Origin of the sequence: Bacteroides salyersiae (assembly GCF_031172035.1) — a bacterium.
Classification (GTDB): Bacteria; Bacteroidota; Bacteroidia; order Bacteroidales; family Bacteroidaceae; genus Bacteroides; species Bacteroides salyersiae.
The window spans coordinates 5,252,493-5,272,099 of record NZ_CP133452.1 but is presented as its reverse complement, the minus strand read 5'-3'; the positions used below and the strand labels follow the sequence as shown (position 1 = coordinate 5,272,099).

Here is a 19,607-nt window from a genome sequence, read left to right as displayed (position 1 = left end):
CGCTAATTTCGTGCCGATATGGAAACTCAGAACGTAAAAGATACGGTAAGACAGATATTTACGGAATATCTTAATGCGAACGGGCATCGCAAGACCCCCGAACGTTATGCCATACTCGACACCATCTATTCTATAGACGGACATTTTGACATAGATATGCTCTATTCGCAGATGATGAATCATGAAAATTTCCGGGTCAGTCGTGCGACACTTTACAATACCATCATTCTGCTTATCAACGCCCGTCTGGTTATCAAGCATCAGTTCGGCACTTCTTCCCAATACGAGAAATCATACAATCGTGAAACGCATCATCATCAAATCTGTACCCAATGCGGTAAAGTGACCGAGTTTCAGAATGGAGCGTTGCAGAATGCGATTGAGAATACAAAATTGAGCAGGTTTCAGCTTTCACATTATTCGTTGTATATCTATGGGATATGCAGTAAATGCGATCGTGCCAATAAACGGAAAAAAGTAAGTAACAACAATAAAAAAGAGAAATGAAAGTAGATGTACTATTAGGATTACAATGGGGCGACGAAGGAAAAGGTAAAGTAGTCGACGTACTAACTCCGAGATATGATGTGGTTGCACGTTTTCAGGGCGGCCCGAATGCCGGTCATACACTTGAGTTCGAAGGACAGAAATATGTGCTCCGTTCCATTCCTTCCGGTATCTTTCAGGGAGATAAAGTGAACATTATCGGTAATGGAGTCGTGCTTGATCCGGCTTTATTCAAAGCGGAAGCCGAAGCTTTGGAAGCATCGGGGCATAACTTGAAAAACCGGCTGCATATTTCTAAAAAAGCACATCTTATCCTGCCGACACACCGTATTCTGGATGCTGCTTACGAAGCCGCCAAAGGGGATGCGAAAGTGGGTACTACCGGAAAGGGAATCGGTCCTACTTATACAGATAAGGTAAGCCGTAACGGAATCCGTGTAGGTGATATTCTCGATAATTTTGATCAAAAATATGCTGCCGCCAAAGCTCGTCATGAACAGATTCTGAAGGGTTTGAACTATGAGTATGATCTTACGGAAATGGAAAAGACTTGGATGGAAGGCATCGAATACCTCAAGCAATTCAATCTGGTAGACAGCGAACATGAGGTGAACAATTTGTTGAAGTCCGGCAAGAGTGTGCTTTGCGAAGGTGCACAGGGAACGATGCTGGATATCGATTTCGGTTCTTATCCGTTTGTTACCTCTTCGAACACGGTTTGTGCCGGTGCCTGTACCGGGCTTGGTGTGGCTCCCAATCGTATAGGTGAAGTGTATGGTATCTTCAAGGCGTATTGTACTCGGGTAGGTGCGGGTCCGTTCCCTACGGAACTGTTTGATGAGACTGGTGATAAGATATGTACATTGGGACATGAATTCGGTTCGGTTACCGGTCGTAAACGTCGTTGTGGTTGGATCGACCTTGTTGCATTGAAGTATTCCGTTATGATCAACGGTGTCACTAAGCTGATTATGATGAAGAGTGATGTGCTCGATACATTCGAGACAATCAGAGCTTGTGTAGCTTATAAAGTGAACGGAGAAGAAATTGACTACTTCCCCTATGAAATTAATGATAGTGTAGAGCCTGTATATGCCGAACTTCCGGGTTGGCAGACCGATATGACGAAAATGCAGAACGAAGATGAGTTCCCGGAGGAATTCAATGCGTATCTGTCTTTCCTTGAAGAACAATTAGGTGTGGAAATCAAAATTGTTTCTGTAGGGCCGGATAGAGAGCAGACAATTGAAAGATATACGGAAGAATAAACGGAATTTTAGATAATTCTTCATAAATAGGAAGGGAAACTCTTGTGATATACAAAGTTTCCCTTTATTTTTGGCAAACTATTTGTACAGATACTTGTAGTAATCATTAAAAAAAGAAAGTATATGATATCGTATTGGGTATTATTTATCGGCATTGCCGTAGTGAGTTGGTTGGTACAAATGAACTTGCAGAACAAGTTTAAGAAGTATTCGAAGATACCGACCGGAAATGGAATGACAGGACGCGACGTGGCTATTAAGATGTTACATGATAATGGAATTTATGATGTTCAGGTGACTCATACTCCTGGACAACTGACTGACCACTATAATCCTGCCAATAAGACAGTGAACCTGAGTGAAGGTGTATATGAAAGTAACAGTATCATGGCTGCTGCTGTGGCAGCTCATGAATGTGGACATGCTGTTCAGCACGCTCGTGCCTATGCTCCGCTAACCATGCGCAGCAAGTTGGTGCCTGTAGTGACTTTTGCATCCCAATGGATGACATGGCTGTTGCTTGCAGGTATTTTATTGATAAATACGTTCCCTCAACTTTTACTCGCAGGTATTATTTTGTTTGCCATGACAACGTTGTTTAGCTTTATCACCCTTCCGGTGGAAATCAATGCAAGTAAGCGTGCCTTGGTATGGTTGAGTTCATCCGGAATTACTAATTCCTATAATCATTCTCAGGCAGAAGATGCGCTTCGTTCGGCTGCTTACACTTATGTAGTTGCTGCATTGGGTTCTCTGGCTACATTGATCTATTATGTCATGATTTTCATGGGTAGAAGAGATTAAGCGGAATTTAGACAGGATCTAAGTTTGGAAATATGAATTCCCTCTTTCGGATAAGTTCCGGGAGAGGGAATTACTGTTTGTAGGCTTCCGACAAAAGTAAACCTTTTCATTGAATAATCAATTATTTCCTATAACTTTGCAATCCAAATACATAAAACTGTAAGAATTATGGCAGCAAAACCAAGCATACCTAAAGGAACGCGTGACTTTTCGCCTGTAGAGATGGCGAAACGCAATTATATTTTCAATACGATTCGTGAAGTTTATCACCTGTATGGGTTTCAGCAGATAGAAACCCCGTCTATGGAGATGCTTTCCACATTGATGGGAAAGTATGGTGAGGAAGGGGATAAACTCTTGTTTAAGATACAAAATTCCGGAGATTATTTTTCGGGAATAACGGATGAAGAGTTATTGGGCCGCAATGCTGTGAAGTTGGCCAGTAAGTTTTGTGAGAAGGGATTGCGGTATGATCTTACAGTGCCGTTTGCCCGTTATGTGGTGATGCACCGTGATGAAATTACTTTCCCGTTCAAACGTTATCAGATTCAGCCGGTATGGCGTGCAGACCGTCCGCAAAAGGGGCGTTATCGCGAGTTTTACCAATGTGATGCCGATGTGGTAGGTAGCGATTCGTTATTGAATGAGGTAGAATTGATGCAAATTGTGGATACAGTGTTCACTCGTTTCGGTATTCGCGTTTGTATTAAGATTAATAACCGTAAGATTTTGACAGGTATTGCCGAGATCATCGGTGAGGCTGATAAAATAGTAGATATAACGGTGGCTATCGATAAGCTGGATAAGATAGGTCTTGATAATGTGAATGCCGAGCTGAAAGAGAAGGGAATCAGTGATGAGGCGATTGCCAAATTACAACCGATTATTCTGTTGAGTGGAACCAATGCCGAAAAGTTGGCTACATTGAAGAATGTGCTGGCGGGCAGCGAGACCGGTATTAAGGGAGTGGAAGAGAGTGAATTCATATTGAATACACTTGCGGTTATGGGACTGAAGAATGAAATAGAACTCGACTTGACACTGGCGCGTGGTTTGAATTATTATACAGGTGCTATCTTTGAAGTGAAAGCGTTGGATGTGCAGATCGGTAGTATTACCGGTGGTGGCCGTTACGATAATCTGACCGGAGTATTCGGTATGGCAGGCGTTTCGGGAGTAGGCATTTCTTTTGGCGCCGACCGCATTTTTGATGTGTTGAATCAATTGGAACTTTACCCGAAGGAAGCGGTGAACGGCACGCAACTGTTGTTTGTAAACTTCGGTGAGAAGGAAGCGGCTTTCTCTATGGAGATATTGGCCAAAGCACGTTTGGCCGGTATACGTGCAGAGATTTTCCCGGATGCGGCAAAAATGAAGAAGCAGATGAGCTATGCCAATGCCAAGAATATTCCGTTTGTAGCTATTGTGGGCGAAAATGAGATGAATGAGGGCAAGGCGATGCTGAAAAATATGGAGACCGGTGAGCAGTCGTTGGTTTCAGGGGAAGAGTTGATCAAGGCTCTTTTGAAATAGTTTTTCTCCCCCGTTCTCCTCGGTGCCGGAGATATCTTTCTTCGGTGCCGGACCACTGTCTCCTCAGTGGTGAAGAAGATCCTCCCCGATGCCGGCAAGGTTGAACTGCAGTTCAATTCAGAAGCATCGGGGAGGATTTTTTTATTCCTTTTACCATTCTATTTTATCGAGTATTCCGTTGAGACAGGCGATGGCCACTCCGTAATTGGTCATTGGAATTTTTTGCAGCCTGGCTTGTGCTATCCGGCTGAGGACATACTTTCGGTTGAACATGCAGGCACCACACTGGATTATTAGATCATACTTCTTGAGATCTTTTGGAAAATCATTGCCGGATACGATGTCTATTTGTAATCCTTCTCCTGCTTTTTTGCGTAAAAGACGGGGAAGTTTTACACGGCCGATATCTTCTGACAATGGTGCATGAGTACATGCTTCGGCAATCAGCACATGAGATTTTTCAGTCAGTTTATCAATGGCCGACGCACTGGCGGTGTAGTATTCGATGTCCCCTTTATAAGCGGCGAATAGCACGGAAAAAGAGGTCAGCATGCTTTCTGCCGGTTTCTGTTCGTAGACAGTTTTGAATACCTGCGAATCGGTGATAATCAGTTTAGGAGGGCGTGATAGTGCTTGTAGGGTGGCTTTCAGCCGGTCAGTAGTGCAACTCATCACCGGGCATTTCCGGTCAAGCAATTCTCGGAGTGTCTGTACTTGCGGAAGGATGAGGCGCCCTTTGGGTGCTTGTATGTCTTGCGGCATGACGAGTAGAACGAGATCCCCTTCCGAAACCAGATTCCCCGTGATACTTTGTGTATCGAAATCTTCCGGCAGATGCCGTATGATGGCTTGCGAAATTTCTGCTATGCCTTGATGTGTCTTTGCGCTTACGATGAGAGGATACTGTCCGCTTTTATCTTTGATGCTTTGTGCTTCCTGTTCCGTATCATGCAGTATGTCCGCTTTGTTTAGTAGCAAAATTACCGGAATATTCTTTTCTTTGAGTATCTTGATCCAGTGAAGTTCTTCTTTCATATCCGGGTGGCAGAGCAACAGGGCAATGTCTGTTTTTTCAATAGCCTGCAAAGTACGGGTTATACGCATCTTCCCCAGTTCGCCTTCATCGTCATATCCGGGCGTGTCGATGAAAAGGCAGGGGCCGATGCCGTGAATCTCCATTGCTTTAAGCACCGGATCGGTCGTTGTGCCTGGAGTGTCGGATACAAGGGCGGTATTCTGTCCTGTCAGTGCATTGATCAAGGAGGACTTGCCACTGTTTCGCCGCCCGAAAAGAGCGATATGCAGTCGGTTGGAATTAGGAGTTTTCTGAAAGCTCATACTGATTGAATTATAAAATGATGATTGTCGGTCCGATGTATCTTTCCGTTCGGGAAATATTTCTTGCAAGGACAATACAGGGTAGCACCGGGTGCTACACTAAAACCGAAAGTCTCTTTTCCCATTAGCTATTTCGCTCAGGTTCCGGATGGCTATTTCTTTGATTTTCGGATTAGGTATTCCGGCAGCTTCGGCAGCTATCAACGATTCGCCTTTGATACGGGTGGCGGGAGAGGCATAATCCTCCAGATACTCTTTTAAAGTCATCAAGGCATTCGGTCCGCAGCAGTTGGCTATCTGGCCTGATTTAACCAGTGACATAAACCGGTCGCCTGTTCTTCCGGCCCGATAGCAGGCAGTGCAGAAACTGGGGATGTATCCTAAGTCGAGCAGCCAGCTCACGATTTCGTCCAGTGTACGGGTATCATTCAAATCAAACTGCGCTGAATTTTCGGATAAAGGTTCCGGCACCGCATAACCGCCTACGCTGGTGCGCGAGCCGCCACTGATTTGTGAAATACCTATGTCAAGAACCTGTTGCCGAGACTCTTGTGATTCACGGGTAGAAATAATCATTCCTGTATAAGGTACGGCAATGCGGATCACTGCTACGATGCGGCGGAATATATCATCGGACACGGCATTGGGGAAGTCGGCAGTATCGATGTCATCAGCCGGGCAAATGCGTGGAACACTGATCGTATGCGGTCCTACTCCGAATACGGCTTCAAGATGTTCGGCATGCATTAGCAGTCCGGTAAAGTCATATTTAAAAGTATTCAGTCCGAACAAGACCCCGATGCCCACATCGTCTATTCCTCCTTGCATGGCACGGTCCATAGCTTCCGTATGCCAGGCATAGTTGCTTTTGGGTCCGGTGGGGTGGAGCTTTTCGTAGTTCTCTTTATGGTAAGTCTCTTGAAAGAGGATATAGGTTCCGATACCTGCATCTTTCAGTTTTCTGTAGTTCTCCACCGTAGTGGCGGCTATGTTGACGTTCACCCGGCGGATTGCTCCGTTTTTGTGTTTGATGCTGTATATCGTTTCGATGGATTCGAGAATATACTCCAACGGGTTGAGTATCGGGTGTTCACCGGCTTCCAATGCCAAACGCTTATGGCCCATATCCTGTAGGGCGATTACTTCACGACGAATTTCTTCTTGTGTCAGTTTTTTACGGGCAATCGTTTTGTTTTTCAGATGATACGGGCAATAGGTACAGCCGTTTACGCAATAGTTGGAGAGATAGAGTGGCGCAAACATCACGATGCGGTTACCGTAGAGTTTCTGTTTAATCTCTTTGGCTAAGTGAAAGATACGTTCTGTCAGATCCGGCTGGTCACATTCCAGCAGGAGAGCGGCTTCCCGGTGGGTGAGTCCTTTGCACAGGGCGGCTTTGTCTATGAGTCGCTCTATCAGCGTCCGGTTATTTTTGTTTTCGCGGGCATACTCCAGTGTGTCCAATATCTCCTGATGATTGATGAATTCATCAGCTCGGGAGGAATGGGGGAGGTAAGGTATGGTTTCCATTGTTTTTTAATTATTTAAACGGGTTATCACCGTTTGGGGCATCTCCTCGTGTGGGAAGTACTTTGTAACCGATAGCCTGTAACTGCTTGTTCAGCATGGCAAGACCTTCGGCAGCTTCGGCACCGAGAGAAGCTTTGTTATTATATAATGCATATTTTATTCGTTCTTCGCAAGGCGAGAGGTTAGGCATCACCACGTTGGCACCTGCCAGTATACCTCGTTCGCGCCCGTCGGGTGCAAGGGTGGCCAAGGCCGTAGTAGCCGGAATGAGTGCATCGGGCAGCATCAGCCGGAAGATGGAGAGTAACCGTAAAGTCTGCTCTATGCTTCCCGGCGCGGATGTGCCGAAAGGTGTATCCTGATGAGGGATAAAAGGACCTATGCCGATCATCTGCGGGCGGAAACATTCGATGAACCTGATGTCTTCGATGAGATGATCGGTCGTCTGCCCGGGGCTGCCTACCATTATTCCTGTCCCTGTCTGGTAGCCTATCTCTTTTAACCAATGCAAACATTGTATCCGGTTTTGTTGTGACATTTCTGCCGGGTGCAACAGCTTGTAATGTTCTGCGTTAAATGTCTCGTGACGCAGGAGATAACGATTGGCTCCTGCACGGAAAAAACGCTCGTATTCTTCCCGGGTCTTTTCTCCCAAAGACAGGGTAATGGCACAATCGGGGAAGCGGTTTCTTATGGCGGCTACGGTCTCTTCTACCCATTCGGACGATTGTGCCGCATCTTCTCCTCCCTGCATTACAAAGGTACGGAATCCCAACTCGTATCCTTGCGTGCAACAGTCGAGGATCGTTTCACGGCTGAGGCGATATCGTTCTACTTGTGGATTTCCTTTTCGTATTCCACAGTAATAGCAATTGTTCCGGCAGCAATTGCTGATTTCAATCAGTCCACGGATATAGATATTATTACCAAAACGTGCCTGTGTTACTTTCTGTGCCTGTCGGTGCAGATATGTGGTGACATCGACATGGGTGCAGGTCAGTAGTGCCTTGTATCCCTCGGGCGGGAGGGTATGTTCTTGTTTGAGACGGTCAACCCATATTTTCATAAGATTCTTTGCGTTTAAGCAAGCTCTGTACCAATTGCCGGCGACCGGAAACAATATCGTTGTGCGTACTTGGTCCGGTGATACAACCGCCCTCACAAGCCATTACCTCGATGAATTGTCCGGCGGCTTTGCCCGTTTTGGCGCATGCCCGGAGCAAGGCGATATTCTTTTTGTTTATATCGGACACTTGGATGGCGTTGATCTTGTCGGCTTCTTCTTTCAGGTAAGCTTTTACCGCTCCCATTACACCACCTGCCTGGGCAAATCCGTGTGCTTCGCGCACGGAAGTGTATGCCAGAGAGAAAGGTTGAGCCTGTTCCAACCGGATATCCATACCGTCGAGGATGGAACCTATTTCTTCAAATGTCAGAATGAAATCTACTGCTTCATCACGACGTATCTCCTGACGTTTTGCCACGCAAGGACCGACGAATACGATTTTTGCATCCGGGTGCTTTTCTTTTGCAATACGGGCTGCATAGTACATGGGCGAGCCGGTGGTGGATACGTAAGGTTTCAAATCGGGAATGTGCTTTTCTACCAATTCGATATACGACGGACAGCAGGAAGTTGTCATAAATGCTTGTCCTTCTTCCAGCTTTTCCAGTAACTCATGGGCCTCATTGCTGGTGGTATCCATGGCCCCTTGTGCCACTTCGATCACATCTGTGAAACCGATCTCCTTGAAAGCGCCGTATACGTGTTCTATATCGGTTTTGAACTGTCCGAGGATGGAAGGAGCAATAATCGCTACCATCTTTTCTCCTTTACGTATGTGTTGCAGAACATCGAAGGCTTGTGAGATTTCGAAAATGGCACCGAACGGACAAGCGTTCATACACTTTCCGCAATAGATGCATTTGCTCTCGTCGATGTGTTCGATACCCCGTTCGTCTTTACTGATTGCCTTGACAGGACAAGCTTCTTCGCAAGGCACAGGAATATAGACGATGGCATGGTATGGGCAGCTTTTATGGCAGATGCCACAACTGACGCAAGTGTCATGGTCAATCATTGCTTGTCCGTTTTTCTTAAAACGGATGGCATCTTTGGGGCAGTTCATATAGCAACTGCGTGCCACGCACCCCCGGCAGAGATTGGTTATTTCATAATTGATTTGTACGCAGGAAGAACAGGCTTCATCTATTACGCACAGGATATTCTCTTTAGTACACGTTTCGCGGTCTAATGCCTGACGGGCGTATTCGGACAAGGTAGTCAACTCATCCTTTTCATCTGCCATGTCCAGTCCCAACAAGGGGAGGCATTTGTATTTCCATACAGCGCGCTCTTTATGGATGCAGCACCGTCCCAATGGTTTTGATTTACGGGGGCTCAATTCAATGGGAAGCCGGTCGATTTTGTCTGTTAATTCATCTTTCTTCCATAGTCTTACGAGGTCGGCCAGCAGTTTGTGGCGGACAATCATAACGTTGTTAGTAAATGCCATAATGTCTTTTTAGGGTTGTTAGGGACTGCAAAGATAATGAACAGTTTGCTGAAAAACTAATATTCGTTAAAGATGATTGTCATGCCAACTTCAAACAATTGTAATATCCCATGTGTTTCTTTGCACTCAACCGAATAAATTATTATGATAGGGCTTTTTAATGATTGTTTCCCTCCGATTATGGATGGGGTATCGCTTACTACACAGAATTATGCTTATTGGCTTCATAAAAAAGCCGGCAATGTTTGTGTTGTGACTCCTAAAACACCGGCTGCAAAAGATAAAGAGGCATATCCGGTGTATCGTTATTCTTCTGTTCCCATTCCTATGCGTAAACCGTATCGGTTGGGGTTTCCACGTATTGACTGGCCTTTTCACGAACGAATCAATAAACTCTCTTTTGAACTGGTGCACGCGCATTGTCCTTTTTCATCCGGTTCGCTTGCTCTGAAAATAGCCAAAACGCAGCATATTCCTTTGGTAGCTACATTTCATTCTAAGTACCGTTCTGATTTTGAGAGGGTCATTCCTTGCAAAGCTCTGGTTGACTATCTGATTCGAAGCATTATCCGTTTCTATGAAATGGCAGATGAAGTATGGATTCCACAGGCGGCGGTAGAAGAAACTTTGCGTGAATACGGGTATAAAGGTAAAGTGGAAGTCGTTGATAATGGCAGTGACTTTGCTGGGAATATCCCAGTGGAACAGTTACGGCGTTCGGCAAGGGATAAACTGCGGTTGCCTTCCGATGAATTTATGTTTTTATTCGTGGGACAGCATATCTGGGAAAAGAATCTGGAATTTTTGTTGGAGGCCTTGGCTGAAATCCGAACACTTCCTTTTCGGATGTATTTTATCGGTTCGGGATATGCTGCTTCCGAACTGCGGAGGAAAACAGAGGATTTGTATCTAACGGATAAGGTGATTTTCATGGGAAGTATCACAGAACGTGAGCGGTTGAAGTTGTATTATGCGGCAGCAGATTTGTTTCTTTTTCCTTCTTTATATGATAACGCTCCGTTAGTTGTTCGTGAAGCAGCCGCATTGCATACTCCTTCGTTACTGATCAAAGGTTCCACTTCGGCAGAGGTAATACATGATTCTGTCAATGGATTCTTGAGTGATAACAGTGTTACGGCATATGCATCCCGTATCAGTCAGTTATTAGAGACCCCACAATTGATAGCGGAAGCCGGAGAGGCGGCTTCACACAGTATAGCCCGCTCATGGGAAGATGTGGCAGAAGAGGTATACGATCGGTATGTTAACCTTATCCATCGCAGCGGAAATTGAAAGACGACGTGATGGGTAATACGATAAAAACCTTTAAAATCTCTTATGTGTTTCTGCCTGTTCTTATAGGATTGGTTGTTGTAAGTTGGCTTTTCTATAGGGATTTTAATCCGGAGTTGTTTTCCGGACTTCATTTTTCCTGGCGGATGTGTGGAGGAATCTTATTGGCTTTTTTATTTATATTCGGTAGAGATTTTGGGGCAATGGCACGTTTGCGTTGGCTTAGCGACGATACGCTTACCTGGCGTCAGGTTTTTAATGTGAACATGCTTTGTGAGTTTACTTCGGCTGTTACCCCTTCGGCTGTGGGCGGGGGAAGTCTCATTGTTTTATTTCTCAATAAAGAAGGGGTTGATGCCGGAAAAAGTACGGCATTGATGATTTCCTGTATTTTTTTAGATGAGTTGTTTTTTGTATTTGCTTGTCCTGTTGCATTGCTTTTGTTTTCTTTTGACGAACTTTTTGGCAGTATCGGTGTCATCTCTTCAGGAATTAAAGCATTGTTTTTTATCGTTTATTCTTTGATTGTTTTTTGGACGTTATTATTATATGTGGCTTTGTTTCACCGCCCTGAATGGGTGAAACGTTTGTTACTGGCGGTTTTCCGTATTCCACTGCTTTACCGTTGGAAAGGAGCTGTCGAGACGCTGACTGATAATCTTGTCATCAGCTCTCATGAGATGAGTCATCGTTCATTGCTTTTTTGGCTAAAGGTTTTTGGGATGACTTGCATTTCATGGATGTCACGCTATCTGGTGGTCAATGCATTGCTGGTTGCTTTCACGACAAACGGGCATCAATTATTGGCTTTTGTCAGGCAGCTTATTCTCTGGATTGTGATGACTGTCAGTCCCACACCGGGTGGTAGCGGTGTAAGCGAATATATGTTTCGGGTATATTATGCCGACTTTTTTACTATCGGTGGAATGGCTTTGCTTGTTGCTTTTATCTGGCGGATGATAACCTATTACATGTATCTTTTTATCGGAGTCTGTATATTACCCGGTTGGCTCAGAAAGTTGAAAATGTAAGCGAACTGTCACGTTTCTGTAAGGAAGATGTAAGATTCCGGCTTTATTTTTGTACTATGAATAATCAAAGAAAGAAATTACGATGGGTAAAAACGATTTGGTACGAAAAAGTCATTTTGCTATGGTGAGTACATTGATGGCCATTATAAGTTTGGTATTCCTTTTCTATATGGGTAGTTCGCTTATCGATTTTACAAAGAAGTACCAAAACCGGACGATAGAGATTGCAACTCGATAGAATATAATGGCTGTTACCTATGTGCTTCATATTTATAAAACGTATGTTTTCTCTTCGAAAGGTTTTCTCGGATTGCCCCGTTTTCTCGGATTAATTGATAAAAGGAGAAAGCATAGGATGTGTTTTTTATGCTTTCCCCTTTGTCGGTTGATATATATCGAGTATGTTGAATTGTAGTTAGAACATAAACATGGCTACTCCCACAACACGGTGATTGCTGATGGAATGGGTATCTTTGATTTTTCCGTTTGAAGTATCCATCGAACCATACCAGGCTGAACTGAATGTATATTCAAGTCCGAATTTCCAGTGAGCTACATTGTAAGTCAACTCAGCTCCCACGGTCGTGAGTTGATCGACATCAGTTCCTGTACCGTATAATTGGGTTACAGAATCCCCGGTCCCTAAATTCTTGATATATCCGAGGAAAACTCCCGGTTTCCACTTTTTGCCATATACCACATTCACCCATGAACTGGAGTTTAAGATAGATGCATACTCTTGTTTACCGGTCTTTGCGTCTTTGGATTTTATTCCGTAACCGCCTAACATGGAGGTTTGTGTCAGATTACTTCCTAATACGCTTTTTGCAGCAATAAGCCAGTTTGCATTGCTGTATTTCAGATGTGCTTCGTATGAGAGGGTGGTAATACGTTCGTTTACCTTATAAGTATTATAGTGTTTTTTTTCCGGTGTCGATTCCGGTGTCTCCACTTTTGATTCTGTTCTGGGCTTGATGGATAATAATTCGATACCTGCACCTACCAACCAGTTTTTTCCTTTGTAATCTGCTCCGGCATAAATCTCCGGGATGCAACTGTTTTTAATATAATTCTGGCTTTTTACATTATCCGGACCCACTGACAAGTATTGCGATTGCCAAATGGCAGCACCTGTCAATTGAAGATTCTTGTTAGTGTATTGATACCGTATTTGCGGTGCCCGGCTGAATGGCTGGAAAGGAGCCCCCACCGAGAGGTTTAATATTTGTGGGGAGACATCACCAAACAGGGGATGCCAGGTCTGTCCCATCAGGAGGGCCGACTTGCCCCAATCCAAATTTAGATAGGCATGGCGTACGCGTACAGTGGAAAAAGTGGTTCCCGAACCTCTGAAATCGACTTCCACTTTGGCGGATGTTTTGGCATTTCCCAATTTCGGCCCTGCCACGTCTACTCCCAAACGAGTATATAAAACATAGAAACTGCCGTTGGCTGTAGCATTCAAATCTTTTCCATCTGCATCCGGGAGTTTATCCAATGGATACATATAGAATAATCCGTCCACCGTTTCTTTATTGGCGCGGCTGTTGTAAAATAAATCCGTACGGATTTGCCCATAGAATTTGTATTTGAAATCTTTCTTTTGGGCAAAGCCGTTCATTGTTACCAAAAGGCAAATTGCGAGTAGTAATTTCTTTTTCATATGAATGTGTGCGTAAATGACGTGCAAAGGTACATAATTTATTCCTAATTCGTCAGCCACATCTGCGTCATTTTGTCAGTCTTTCGCTGACAAACAAACATATTTTGATTTTGGCACGGTTTTCGCAATCTGTTTTTCGTTCGTTTGAAACGGACAGATTAATAATATAATTATGTATAACATATAAAACAAAAAAGTAACTATGAACATTAAACCATTGGCAGACAGAGTGCTGATACTCCCTGCACCTGCAGAAGAAAAGACAATTGGCGGTATCATTATTCCTGATACAGCAAAAGAAAAACCTTTGAAAGGTGAAGTTGTGGCAGTAGGTCACGGTACAAAAGATGAAGAAATGGTATTGAAAGTAGGCGATACGGTTCTTTATGGAAAATATGCCGGAACAGAACTCGAGGTGGAAGGTAGCAAATACCTTATCATGCGTCAAAGCGATGTTCTCGCTGTTTTGGGTTAATTAAAATAGTAGATTGTAAATTATTAAATAGTAAATAGAGATGGCAAAAGAAATATTATTCAATATCGATGCCCGTGACCAATTGAAAAAAGGTGTCGATGCTTTGGCAAATGCAGTAAAAGTAACACTGGGTCCGAAAGGACGTAATGTCATTATTGAAAAGAAATTCGGAGCTCCTCACATCACTAAAGACGGTGTGACGGTGGCTAAAGAAATCGAATTGGCAGATGCTTATCAGAATACCGGTGCCCAACTGGTAAAAGAGGTAGCTTCTAAAACAGGTGATGATGCCGGTGACGGAACAACGACTGCAACAGTTTTGGCTCAGGCAATCGTAGCTGAAGGTTTGAAGAATGTAACAGCCGGTGCAAGTCCTATGGATATCAAACGCGGTATTGACAAAGCTGTTGCCAAGGTGGTTGAATCTATTAAGAATCAGGCCGAAAAGGTAGGTGACAACTATGACAAGATAGAGCAAGTAGCTACTGTTTCTGCTAATAATGATCCGGTAATCGGTAAACTGATTGCTGATGCAATGCGCAAGGTCTCTAAAGACGGTGTTATCACTATTGAAGAGGCGAAGGGTACTGACACTACTATCGGTGTGGTAGAAGGTATGCAGTTCGACCGTGGTTATTTATCTGCTTACTTTGTAACCAATACAGAGAAGATGGAATGTGAAATGGAGAAACCATACATTCTGATCTATGACAAGAAAATCTCTAATCTGAAAGATTTCTTGCCTATTTTGGAACCTGCTGTACAGACAGGACGTCCTTTATTGGTGATTGCAGAAGATGTTGACAGTGAAGCATTGACCACATTGGTTGTAAACCGTTTGCGTTCTCAGTTGAAGATTTGTGCAGTGAAAGCTCCGGGCTTCGGTGACCGCAGAAAAGAAATGCTGGAAGATATCGCTATCTTGACAGGCGGTGTGGTTATCAGCGAAGAAAAAGGATTGAAACTGGAACAGGCTACTATCGAAATGTTGGGTACAGCCGATAAGGTTACGGTTTCTAAAGATAATACGACTATCGTAAACGGTGCCGGTGCAAAAGAGAACATCAAGGAACGTTGCGATCAGATTAAGGCTCAGATTGCTGCTACTAAATCGGATTATGACCGTGAAAAATTACAGGAACGTCTGGCTAAATTGTCTGGTGGTGTAGCTGTTCTTTATGTAGGTGCTGCTTCTGAAGTAGAAATGAAAGAGAAGAAAGATCGCGTAGACGATGCCCTTCGTGCTACTCGTGCAGCTATCGAAGAAGGTATCATTCCGGGTGGTGGCGTAGCTTATATTCGTGCTATCGATGTTCTGGAAGGTATGAAGGGTGATAATGCCGACGAGACAACCGGTGTGGAAATCATCAAGCGTGCCATTGAAGAGCCGCTTCGTCAGATTGTAGCTAACGCAGGCAAGGAAGGTGCTGTAGTAGTTCAGAAAGTTCGTGAAGGCAAAGGTGACTTTGGTTATAATGCCCGTATGGATGTTTACGAGAATCTGCATGCTGCCGGTGTAGTCGATCCTGCTAAGGTTGCTCGTGTAGCTTTGGAGAATGCTGCTTCTATTGCCGGTATGTTCCTTACTACCGAATGTGTAATTGTAGAGAAAAAGGAAGATAAACCCGAAATGCCGATGGGCGCTCCCGGAATGGGAGGAATGGGTGGAATGATGTAATATTATCCCATAATTTTAAGAGGAAAGCCGCTTCAGTTTGTTTGAAGTGGCTTTCTTTTTTTTAGTAGTTACACTATTTCTTCAAGTTGTTTCTTATTGCCGTATAAACACGTTTTATACTAACTTTGGCTAACATATTATAATGAAAAAAAGTATCCCGTTTAACGTATGCTAAGAACAGTAATATATTGAGTTGTAAGACGGTCGTTATGTTAAAAATGCTGTGTGAAATAGAAGTTTATTGCTTTTGCAGTAACAATGTTTGCGCAATTTTGTTAACTTTAATCGATGAAATGGTAACCGATTGTATTACAACCTTTAAATTATTGTATTAAATTATGGATAAGATGGAAATTGGCTTGAATGCCGGGAAAGTTTGGCAGTTGCTAAGCAACAATGACAAATGGAGCTACGGGAGCCTTAAAAGGAAATCCGGGCTCAAAGATAAAGAGTTGGGGGCAGCTTTAGGTTGGTTAGCCAGAGAAGATAAAATTGAGTTTGAACAACAAGAAGACGAACTTTATGTTTTTCTTTGTGTAAATGTGTATATCGGCTAATTGATGCTTTTTAGATAGAAAATAAGAGGGTACAGAAAGTCTCTTTAAAAAGACTTTACCCCTGCTACCGATGTTGTGTTGTAGTAGGGGTAAGGTTCTTAGCGAAGAATTTTTTATATATTTTCCGATTCTTATCGGTCTTCTTTCTTTTTATTCATTTTGTTCTCGATGAGGAAAGCGGTAATCAGGCCGGCACCTCCAAAAAGCAGAACACTGGAGCCATAAACGATGCCGACTATTTGTCTCGCATTCCAACTGAGGTCACTGGTAGCAAGATAATCGGGTATGGCAGATGCACAAATAAAAAAGCCAATCAATAACCCCAATCCGATACCTAACATCAGGCAGCCTCCTTTCAATGTACTAAAAGAATAATGGTTGTAAATGGGTAGGGAAAACTTTCCTTTCCAATCGGCTGCTGAAATCTTATCGCCCAATTTTTCAATGATAGCCATGCGTTCTCGTCTGCATGCAAATAGTTCGAACAGTTTATAAATTCCTAATGTAATAATTCCCATGATGAGTGGAACCATAATAAAATCCATCATAATCGTATGTTTTTAAGTGAATAATTTCGTTCTTTGTACTGTTTGACGCGATACAGTGAAAAAGGTTACAGTAAAATTGAATTTATTTATCGGGATGATTCCTGTATCCTAAAAGGTATGGGTCCTGTTTTAATTTTGCTCAAAAGAAGCTGATAAAGCTTTTAAGGGAAAATTCAGACAGACTTTTAGGTTATTTCTGTAACCTTTTTCTGTAAACTGCGTCTAACCGGATATCATGGTACAAAACGAAGAGACACGGTATATTGCACGGATTTTGGATGGAGAAACGGAGTATTTTTCTGTTTTACTCGATCGTTACAGTCGTCCGCTCTATTCGTTGATCGTGCAAATAGTCGGTTGCTCTGAAGATGCGGAGGAGCTTGTACAGGATGTTTTCTTAAAAGCTTTCCGGAACCTGAGTAATTATAAAGGAGAGTGTTTGTTTTCTACGTGGATTTACCGGATTGCTTATAATACGGCCATATCCGCAACTCGTAAAAAGAAGCAGGAGTTTTTCTATGTGGATGAAAATACCATTAACAATGTGCCTGGCGATAAAGCAGACGATATACTTTGTCTGACGGATGATGAAGAACGGATAGCGAAACTAATACATGCGATTGATCGCTTGACTGCAGAAGAGAAAGCGTTAATTACCCTTTTTTATTATGAGGAAAGATCAATGGAAGAGATTAGTGAGATTTTAAAGTTGTCGTCTGGAAATGTAAAAGTGAAGTTGCATCGGACGCGTAAGAAAATCTATTTATTAATGAATGAGGAGAGCCGTTATGGAAACAAAAATCGATAATACATTGAAACAAGTGCTTGAAAAGAGAAAATCCGGAAGTCTGTCTTCCAATTTCACTTTTCGTATGATGGAACAGATACGCGTAGAGGCAGTAAAACAGGAAAGACGGAAAAAGAGGAATCTGCTTTTCTCTTTATTGGCTGCTTTGTTTGTGATGTTGGGTACTTTAGTCTACTATTTGTTTTTTTATTTAGATTTCAGTCCATCGGATTTTATGCTTCATTTGAAGCTGTCTTCAACCTCTTTCCCGTTAATAGCTTTCTATGCTTATATTGCGTTATTGGCTTTGGGGCTTTTAGGGATAGATTATTGGATCAGGAGAAAAAAATCAATATATAAATAGTATCGCATATGAAAGAGATAGACAGATTTGTTAGTAAGTTGGATTTTGACCAGCTTTTAGAAAAGATAAAAGATTGGGGGAAAACTCTTGGACGTACTTCCATGCGTCCTGTGCTTTCTCTTTATTATGTATTGAAGAGTCCTGATACACCCTTGTCAGATAAACTTTTGGTTGTTTCTGCACTCTCTTATTTAATATTACCTGTTGATTTGATATCTGCCCGGCGATTCCCTGTTTTGGGCTGGATAGATGAAATAACAGCTGTAACGATAGCATATAAGAAAGTGAAAAAGCACATAACCCCTGAAATAGAATCCAAAGTAGATAATATTCTGGAAAAATGGTTTCCTGAATTAAAATATGAAATATTACTTTAGTTTATCACCAATAAAGTAAAGAAAAGGCGGCACATGATTTTCTGATGAGATAGAAAATTTTGTGCTGCCTCTTTTTTATTGAGAGGAAAATTTAAACCGGCTCTTAATAGATGTTTGGATAAATAGGATTTATATTTTTCTTAAATGTATTGTTAATATCTTTTAAGGATATGGAAAAATCAAGATATGACACTACCCGTTTTTTCATATTGACTGTCTGATTGTTGGGGAGGTACCAATACCTTAAACAAATTATGTCCTATTATGAAAAACAATCGTAGTTACAGGAAACTATATATCGTTTTCTTTATCATCGTTTTGCAGGGTTATTCTCCTTTGACTTTCTGTCAGGATAATGTTATCGATAGTGGGTTCAAACAGCTTTTTAGCGGTTCACAATTACAGGATCCGGGTAATAAGCGGGATAGTATTGGGCAGTGTATGCAGATGATGTATGAGTATCATTATTATGTTTCATATATTGAGTTCTATGGGTGCGATCATTTTTCATGGTATCCGGCTTTTAATTATCCAGACTTTATGGATTGGCTTTTTAATCAGAAAAAGTAAATAATTAGACTTTTTGTTATTAGTATGATTGGATTTGTTTATCTTTGAAATACAACAATTAAATCTTTTACTTAATTTGACTAAATGACAGGTGTACCTGGAGATTAACTATGACTATGAGTAACAAAAATGATATTATTACGGATAATAATGTCATGATCTATTTGAGAGAAGGAAATGAATATGCCTTTCGTTTTATTTTTGATAAATACTATGATTTCTTATGTATGGTTGCTGACAGTTATCTAAGAGATGAATACATTTCGGAAACGATAGTGGGAGATATCATTTATAATTTGTGGGAAATAAAAGACAATATTGATATTAAGTATTCTCTGCGCTCTTATTTAGTGAGGAGCGTGAAGAATCGTTGTATTAATTATCTGCAGCAGGAATATATTCAACGGGAAATAAGTATTAATCAATATGAGGATAAAGCGGCAATAGAAGAATTATTTTTCATAGAGAACAAGCATCCGTTAGAAAGCTTGCTGGAACAGGAGTTGGAGAATAAAATAAATTCGATAATTAATGAATTGTCTCCCGAATGCCGGGCTGTATTTAAAATGAGCCGGTTTGACGGTATGAAATATGAAGAAATAGCGAGTGAACTGAATATTTCGGTTAATACAGTGAAATATCACATGAAGAATGCATTAGGGAAACTACGGTTAGAGTTGAAAGACTATATACTGTCAATTCTGGTGTTTTTAACGTTACTTTAATGATTTTGAAATAAAATCGTCATATTAGACTACACAAAAGTGC

General features: G+C 42.3%; 20 protein-coding genes. 14 read left to right on the top strand and 6 right to left on the bottom strand.

Annotation, left to right across the window (positions count from 1 at the left end):
• Positions 1-18: 18 nt before the first annotated feature.
• The 4 genes from RB604_RS20195 (at position 19) to hisS (ending at position 4,112) form a co-directional block, all read left to right on the top strand.
• Positions 19-507 carry a Fur family transcriptional regulator gene (locus tag RB604_RS20195; RefSeq protein WP_005929409.1) on the top strand — a complete coding sequence of 163 codons (489 nt, stop codon included), beginning with the start codon at positions 19-21 and terminating at the stop codon, positions 505-507.
• Entirely contained in the window at positions 504-1,775 is a 1,272-nt protein-coding gene (locus tag RB604_RS20190) for an adenylosuccinate synthase (protein WP_005929411.1), read from the top strand. The genes RB604_RS20195 and RB604_RS20190 overlap by 4 nt, the downstream gene beginning before the upstream one ends.
• Before the next feature lie 123 nt (positions 1,776-1,898).
• Positions 1,899-2,579 carry a zinc metallopeptidase gene (locus RB604_RS20185; protein ID WP_005929414.1) on the top strand — a complete coding sequence of 227 codons (681 nt, stop codon included), beginning with the start codon at positions 1,899-1,901 and terminating at the stop codon, positions 2,577-2,579.
• A 168-nt stretch (positions 2,580-2,747) separates the two neighbouring features.
• Entirely contained in the window at positions 2,748-4,112 is a 1,365-nt protein-coding gene (gene hisS, locus RB604_RS20180; protein WP_005929417.1) for a histidine--tRNA ligase, read from the top strand.
• Positions 4,113-4,262: 150 nt separating this feature from the next.
• Here the strand turns inward: hisS and hydF are convergent, their stop codons facing one another.
• From hydF to RB604_RS20160, 4 genes are all read right to left on the bottom strand, one after another.
• On the bottom strand, positions 4,263-5,450 hold the full coding sequence (gene hydF / locus RB604_RS20175) for a [FeFe] hydrogenase H-cluster maturation GTPase HydF (RefSeq protein WP_055295651.1): 1,188 nt from the start codon (positions 5,448-5,450) through the stop codon (positions 4,263-4,265).
• A 99-nt stretch (positions 5,451-5,549) separates the two neighbouring features.
• The gene (hydG, locus tag RB604_RS20170; RefSeq protein WP_007481381.1) at positions 5,550-6,980 is read right to left on the bottom strand and encodes a [FeFe] hydrogenase H-cluster radical SAM maturase HydG; all 1,431 of its coding nucleotides are present in this window, start codon (positions 6,978-6,980) and stop codon (positions 5,550-5,552) included.
• Positions 6,981-6,990: 10 nt separating this feature from the next.
• The gene (gene hydE, locus RB604_RS20165) at positions 6,991-8,046 is read right to left on the bottom strand and encodes a [FeFe] hydrogenase H-cluster radical SAM maturase HydE (RefSeq protein ID WP_007481384.1); all 1,056 of its coding nucleotides are present in this window, start codon (positions 8,044-8,046) and stop codon (positions 6,991-6,993) included.
• The gene (locus tag RB604_RS20160; protein WP_021936009.1) at positions 8,030-9,496 is read right to left on the bottom strand and encodes a monomeric [FeFe] hydrogenase; all 1,467 of its coding nucleotides are present in this window, start codon (positions 9,494-9,496) and stop codon (positions 8,030-8,032) included. The genes hydE and RB604_RS20160 overlap by 17 nt, the downstream gene beginning before the upstream one ends.
• A 144-nt stretch (positions 9,497-9,640) precedes the next feature.
• On the opposite strand from RB604_RS20160, the gene RB604_RS20155 reads away from it, so the two are divergent.
• Entirely contained in the window at positions 9,641-10,789 is a 1,149-nt protein-coding gene (locus RB604_RS20155) for a glycosyltransferase (RefSeq protein WP_005929428.1), read from the top strand.
• 11 nt (positions 10,790-10,800) lie between these two features.
• On the top strand, positions 10,801-11,820 hold the full coding sequence (locus RB604_RS20150) for a lysylphosphatidylglycerol synthase transmembrane domain-containing protein (RefSeq protein WP_007481388.1): 1,020 nt from the start codon (positions 10,801-10,803) through the stop codon (positions 11,818-11,820).
• Between the two features lie 415 nt (positions 11,821-12,235).
• Here RB604_RS20150 and RB604_RS20145 read toward each other — a convergent pair whose 3' ends face one another.
• Positions 12,236-13,483 (bottom strand): DcaP family trimeric outer membrane transporter, encoded by a 1,248-nt coding sequence (locus tag RB604_RS20145; RefSeq protein ID WP_044094066.1) that lies wholly within the window; start codon positions 13,481-13,483, stop codon positions 12,236-12,238.
• A gap of 202 nt (positions 13,484-13,685) precedes the next feature.
• On the opposite strand from RB604_RS20145, the gene RB604_RS20140 reads away from it, so the two are divergent.
• The 3 genes from RB604_RS20140 to RB604_RS20130 all read left to right on the top strand — a co-directional run bounded on the left by RB604_RS20140 (position 13,686) and on the right by RB604_RS20130 (position 16,193).
• Positions 13,686-13,958, top strand: coding sequence for a co-chaperone GroES (locus tag RB604_RS20140; protein WP_005929439.1), 273 nt, complete (start codon positions 13,686-13,688; stop codon positions 13,956-13,958).
• 40 nt (positions 13,959-13,998) lie between these two features.
• Complete coding sequence (groL, locus tag RB604_RS20135) at positions 13,999-15,636, top strand: chaperonin GroEL (RefSeq protein ID WP_005929441.1); 1,638 nt, start codon at positions 13,999-14,001, stop codon at positions 15,634-15,636.
• A 338-nt stretch (positions 15,637-15,974) separates the two neighbouring features.
• Complete coding sequence (locus tag RB604_RS20130; protein WP_025819875.1) at positions 15,975-16,193, top strand: winged helix-turn-helix domain-containing protein; 219 nt, start codon at positions 15,975-15,977, stop codon at positions 16,191-16,193.
• Between the two features lie 131 nt (positions 16,194-16,324).
• Here the strand turns inward: RB604_RS20130 and RB604_RS20125 are convergent, their stop codons facing one another.
• The gene (locus tag RB604_RS20125) at positions 16,325-16,738 is read right to left on the bottom strand and encodes a DUF6249 domain-containing protein (protein ID WP_005929447.1); all 414 of its coding nucleotides are present in this window, start codon (positions 16,736-16,738) and stop codon (positions 16,325-16,327) included.
• A gap of 238 nt (positions 16,739-16,976) precedes the next feature.
• Here RB604_RS20125 and RB604_RS20120 point away from each other — a divergent pair, with 238 nt between their 5' ends.
• The 5 genes from RB604_RS20120 to RB604_RS20100 all read left to right on the top strand — a co-directional run bounded on the left by RB604_RS20120 (position 16,977) and on the right by RB604_RS20100 (position 19,564).
• Positions 16,977-17,549, top strand: coding sequence for an RNA polymerase sigma factor (locus RB604_RS20120; protein WP_007481394.1), 573 nt, complete (start codon positions 16,977-16,979; stop codon positions 17,547-17,549).
• Entirely contained in the window at positions 17,530-17,892 is a 363-nt protein-coding gene (locus RB604_RS20115) for a hypothetical protein (RefSeq protein WP_025819878.1), read from the top strand. The genes RB604_RS20120 and RB604_RS20115 overlap by 20 nt, the downstream gene beginning before the upstream one ends.
• A gap of 8 nt (positions 17,893-17,900) precedes the next feature.
• The gene (locus RB604_RS20110) at positions 17,901-18,269 is read left to right on the top strand and encodes a YkvA family protein (RefSeq protein WP_007481396.1); all 369 of its coding nucleotides are present in this window, start codon (positions 17,901-17,903) and stop codon (positions 18,267-18,269) included.
• A 264-nt stretch (positions 18,270-18,533) separates the two neighbouring features.
• On the top strand, positions 18,534-18,839 hold the full coding sequence (locus tag RB604_RS20105; protein ID WP_005929458.1) for a hypothetical protein: 306 nt from the start codon (positions 18,534-18,536) through the stop codon (positions 18,837-18,839).
• Between the two features lie 116 nt (positions 18,840-18,955).
• Positions 18,956-19,564, top strand: a complete 609-nt coding sequence (locus RB604_RS20100; RefSeq protein WP_025819883.1) for an RNA polymerase sigma-70 factor — start codon at positions 18,956-18,958, stop codon at positions 19,562-19,564.
• Positions 19,565-19,607 lie beyond the last annotated feature (43 nt).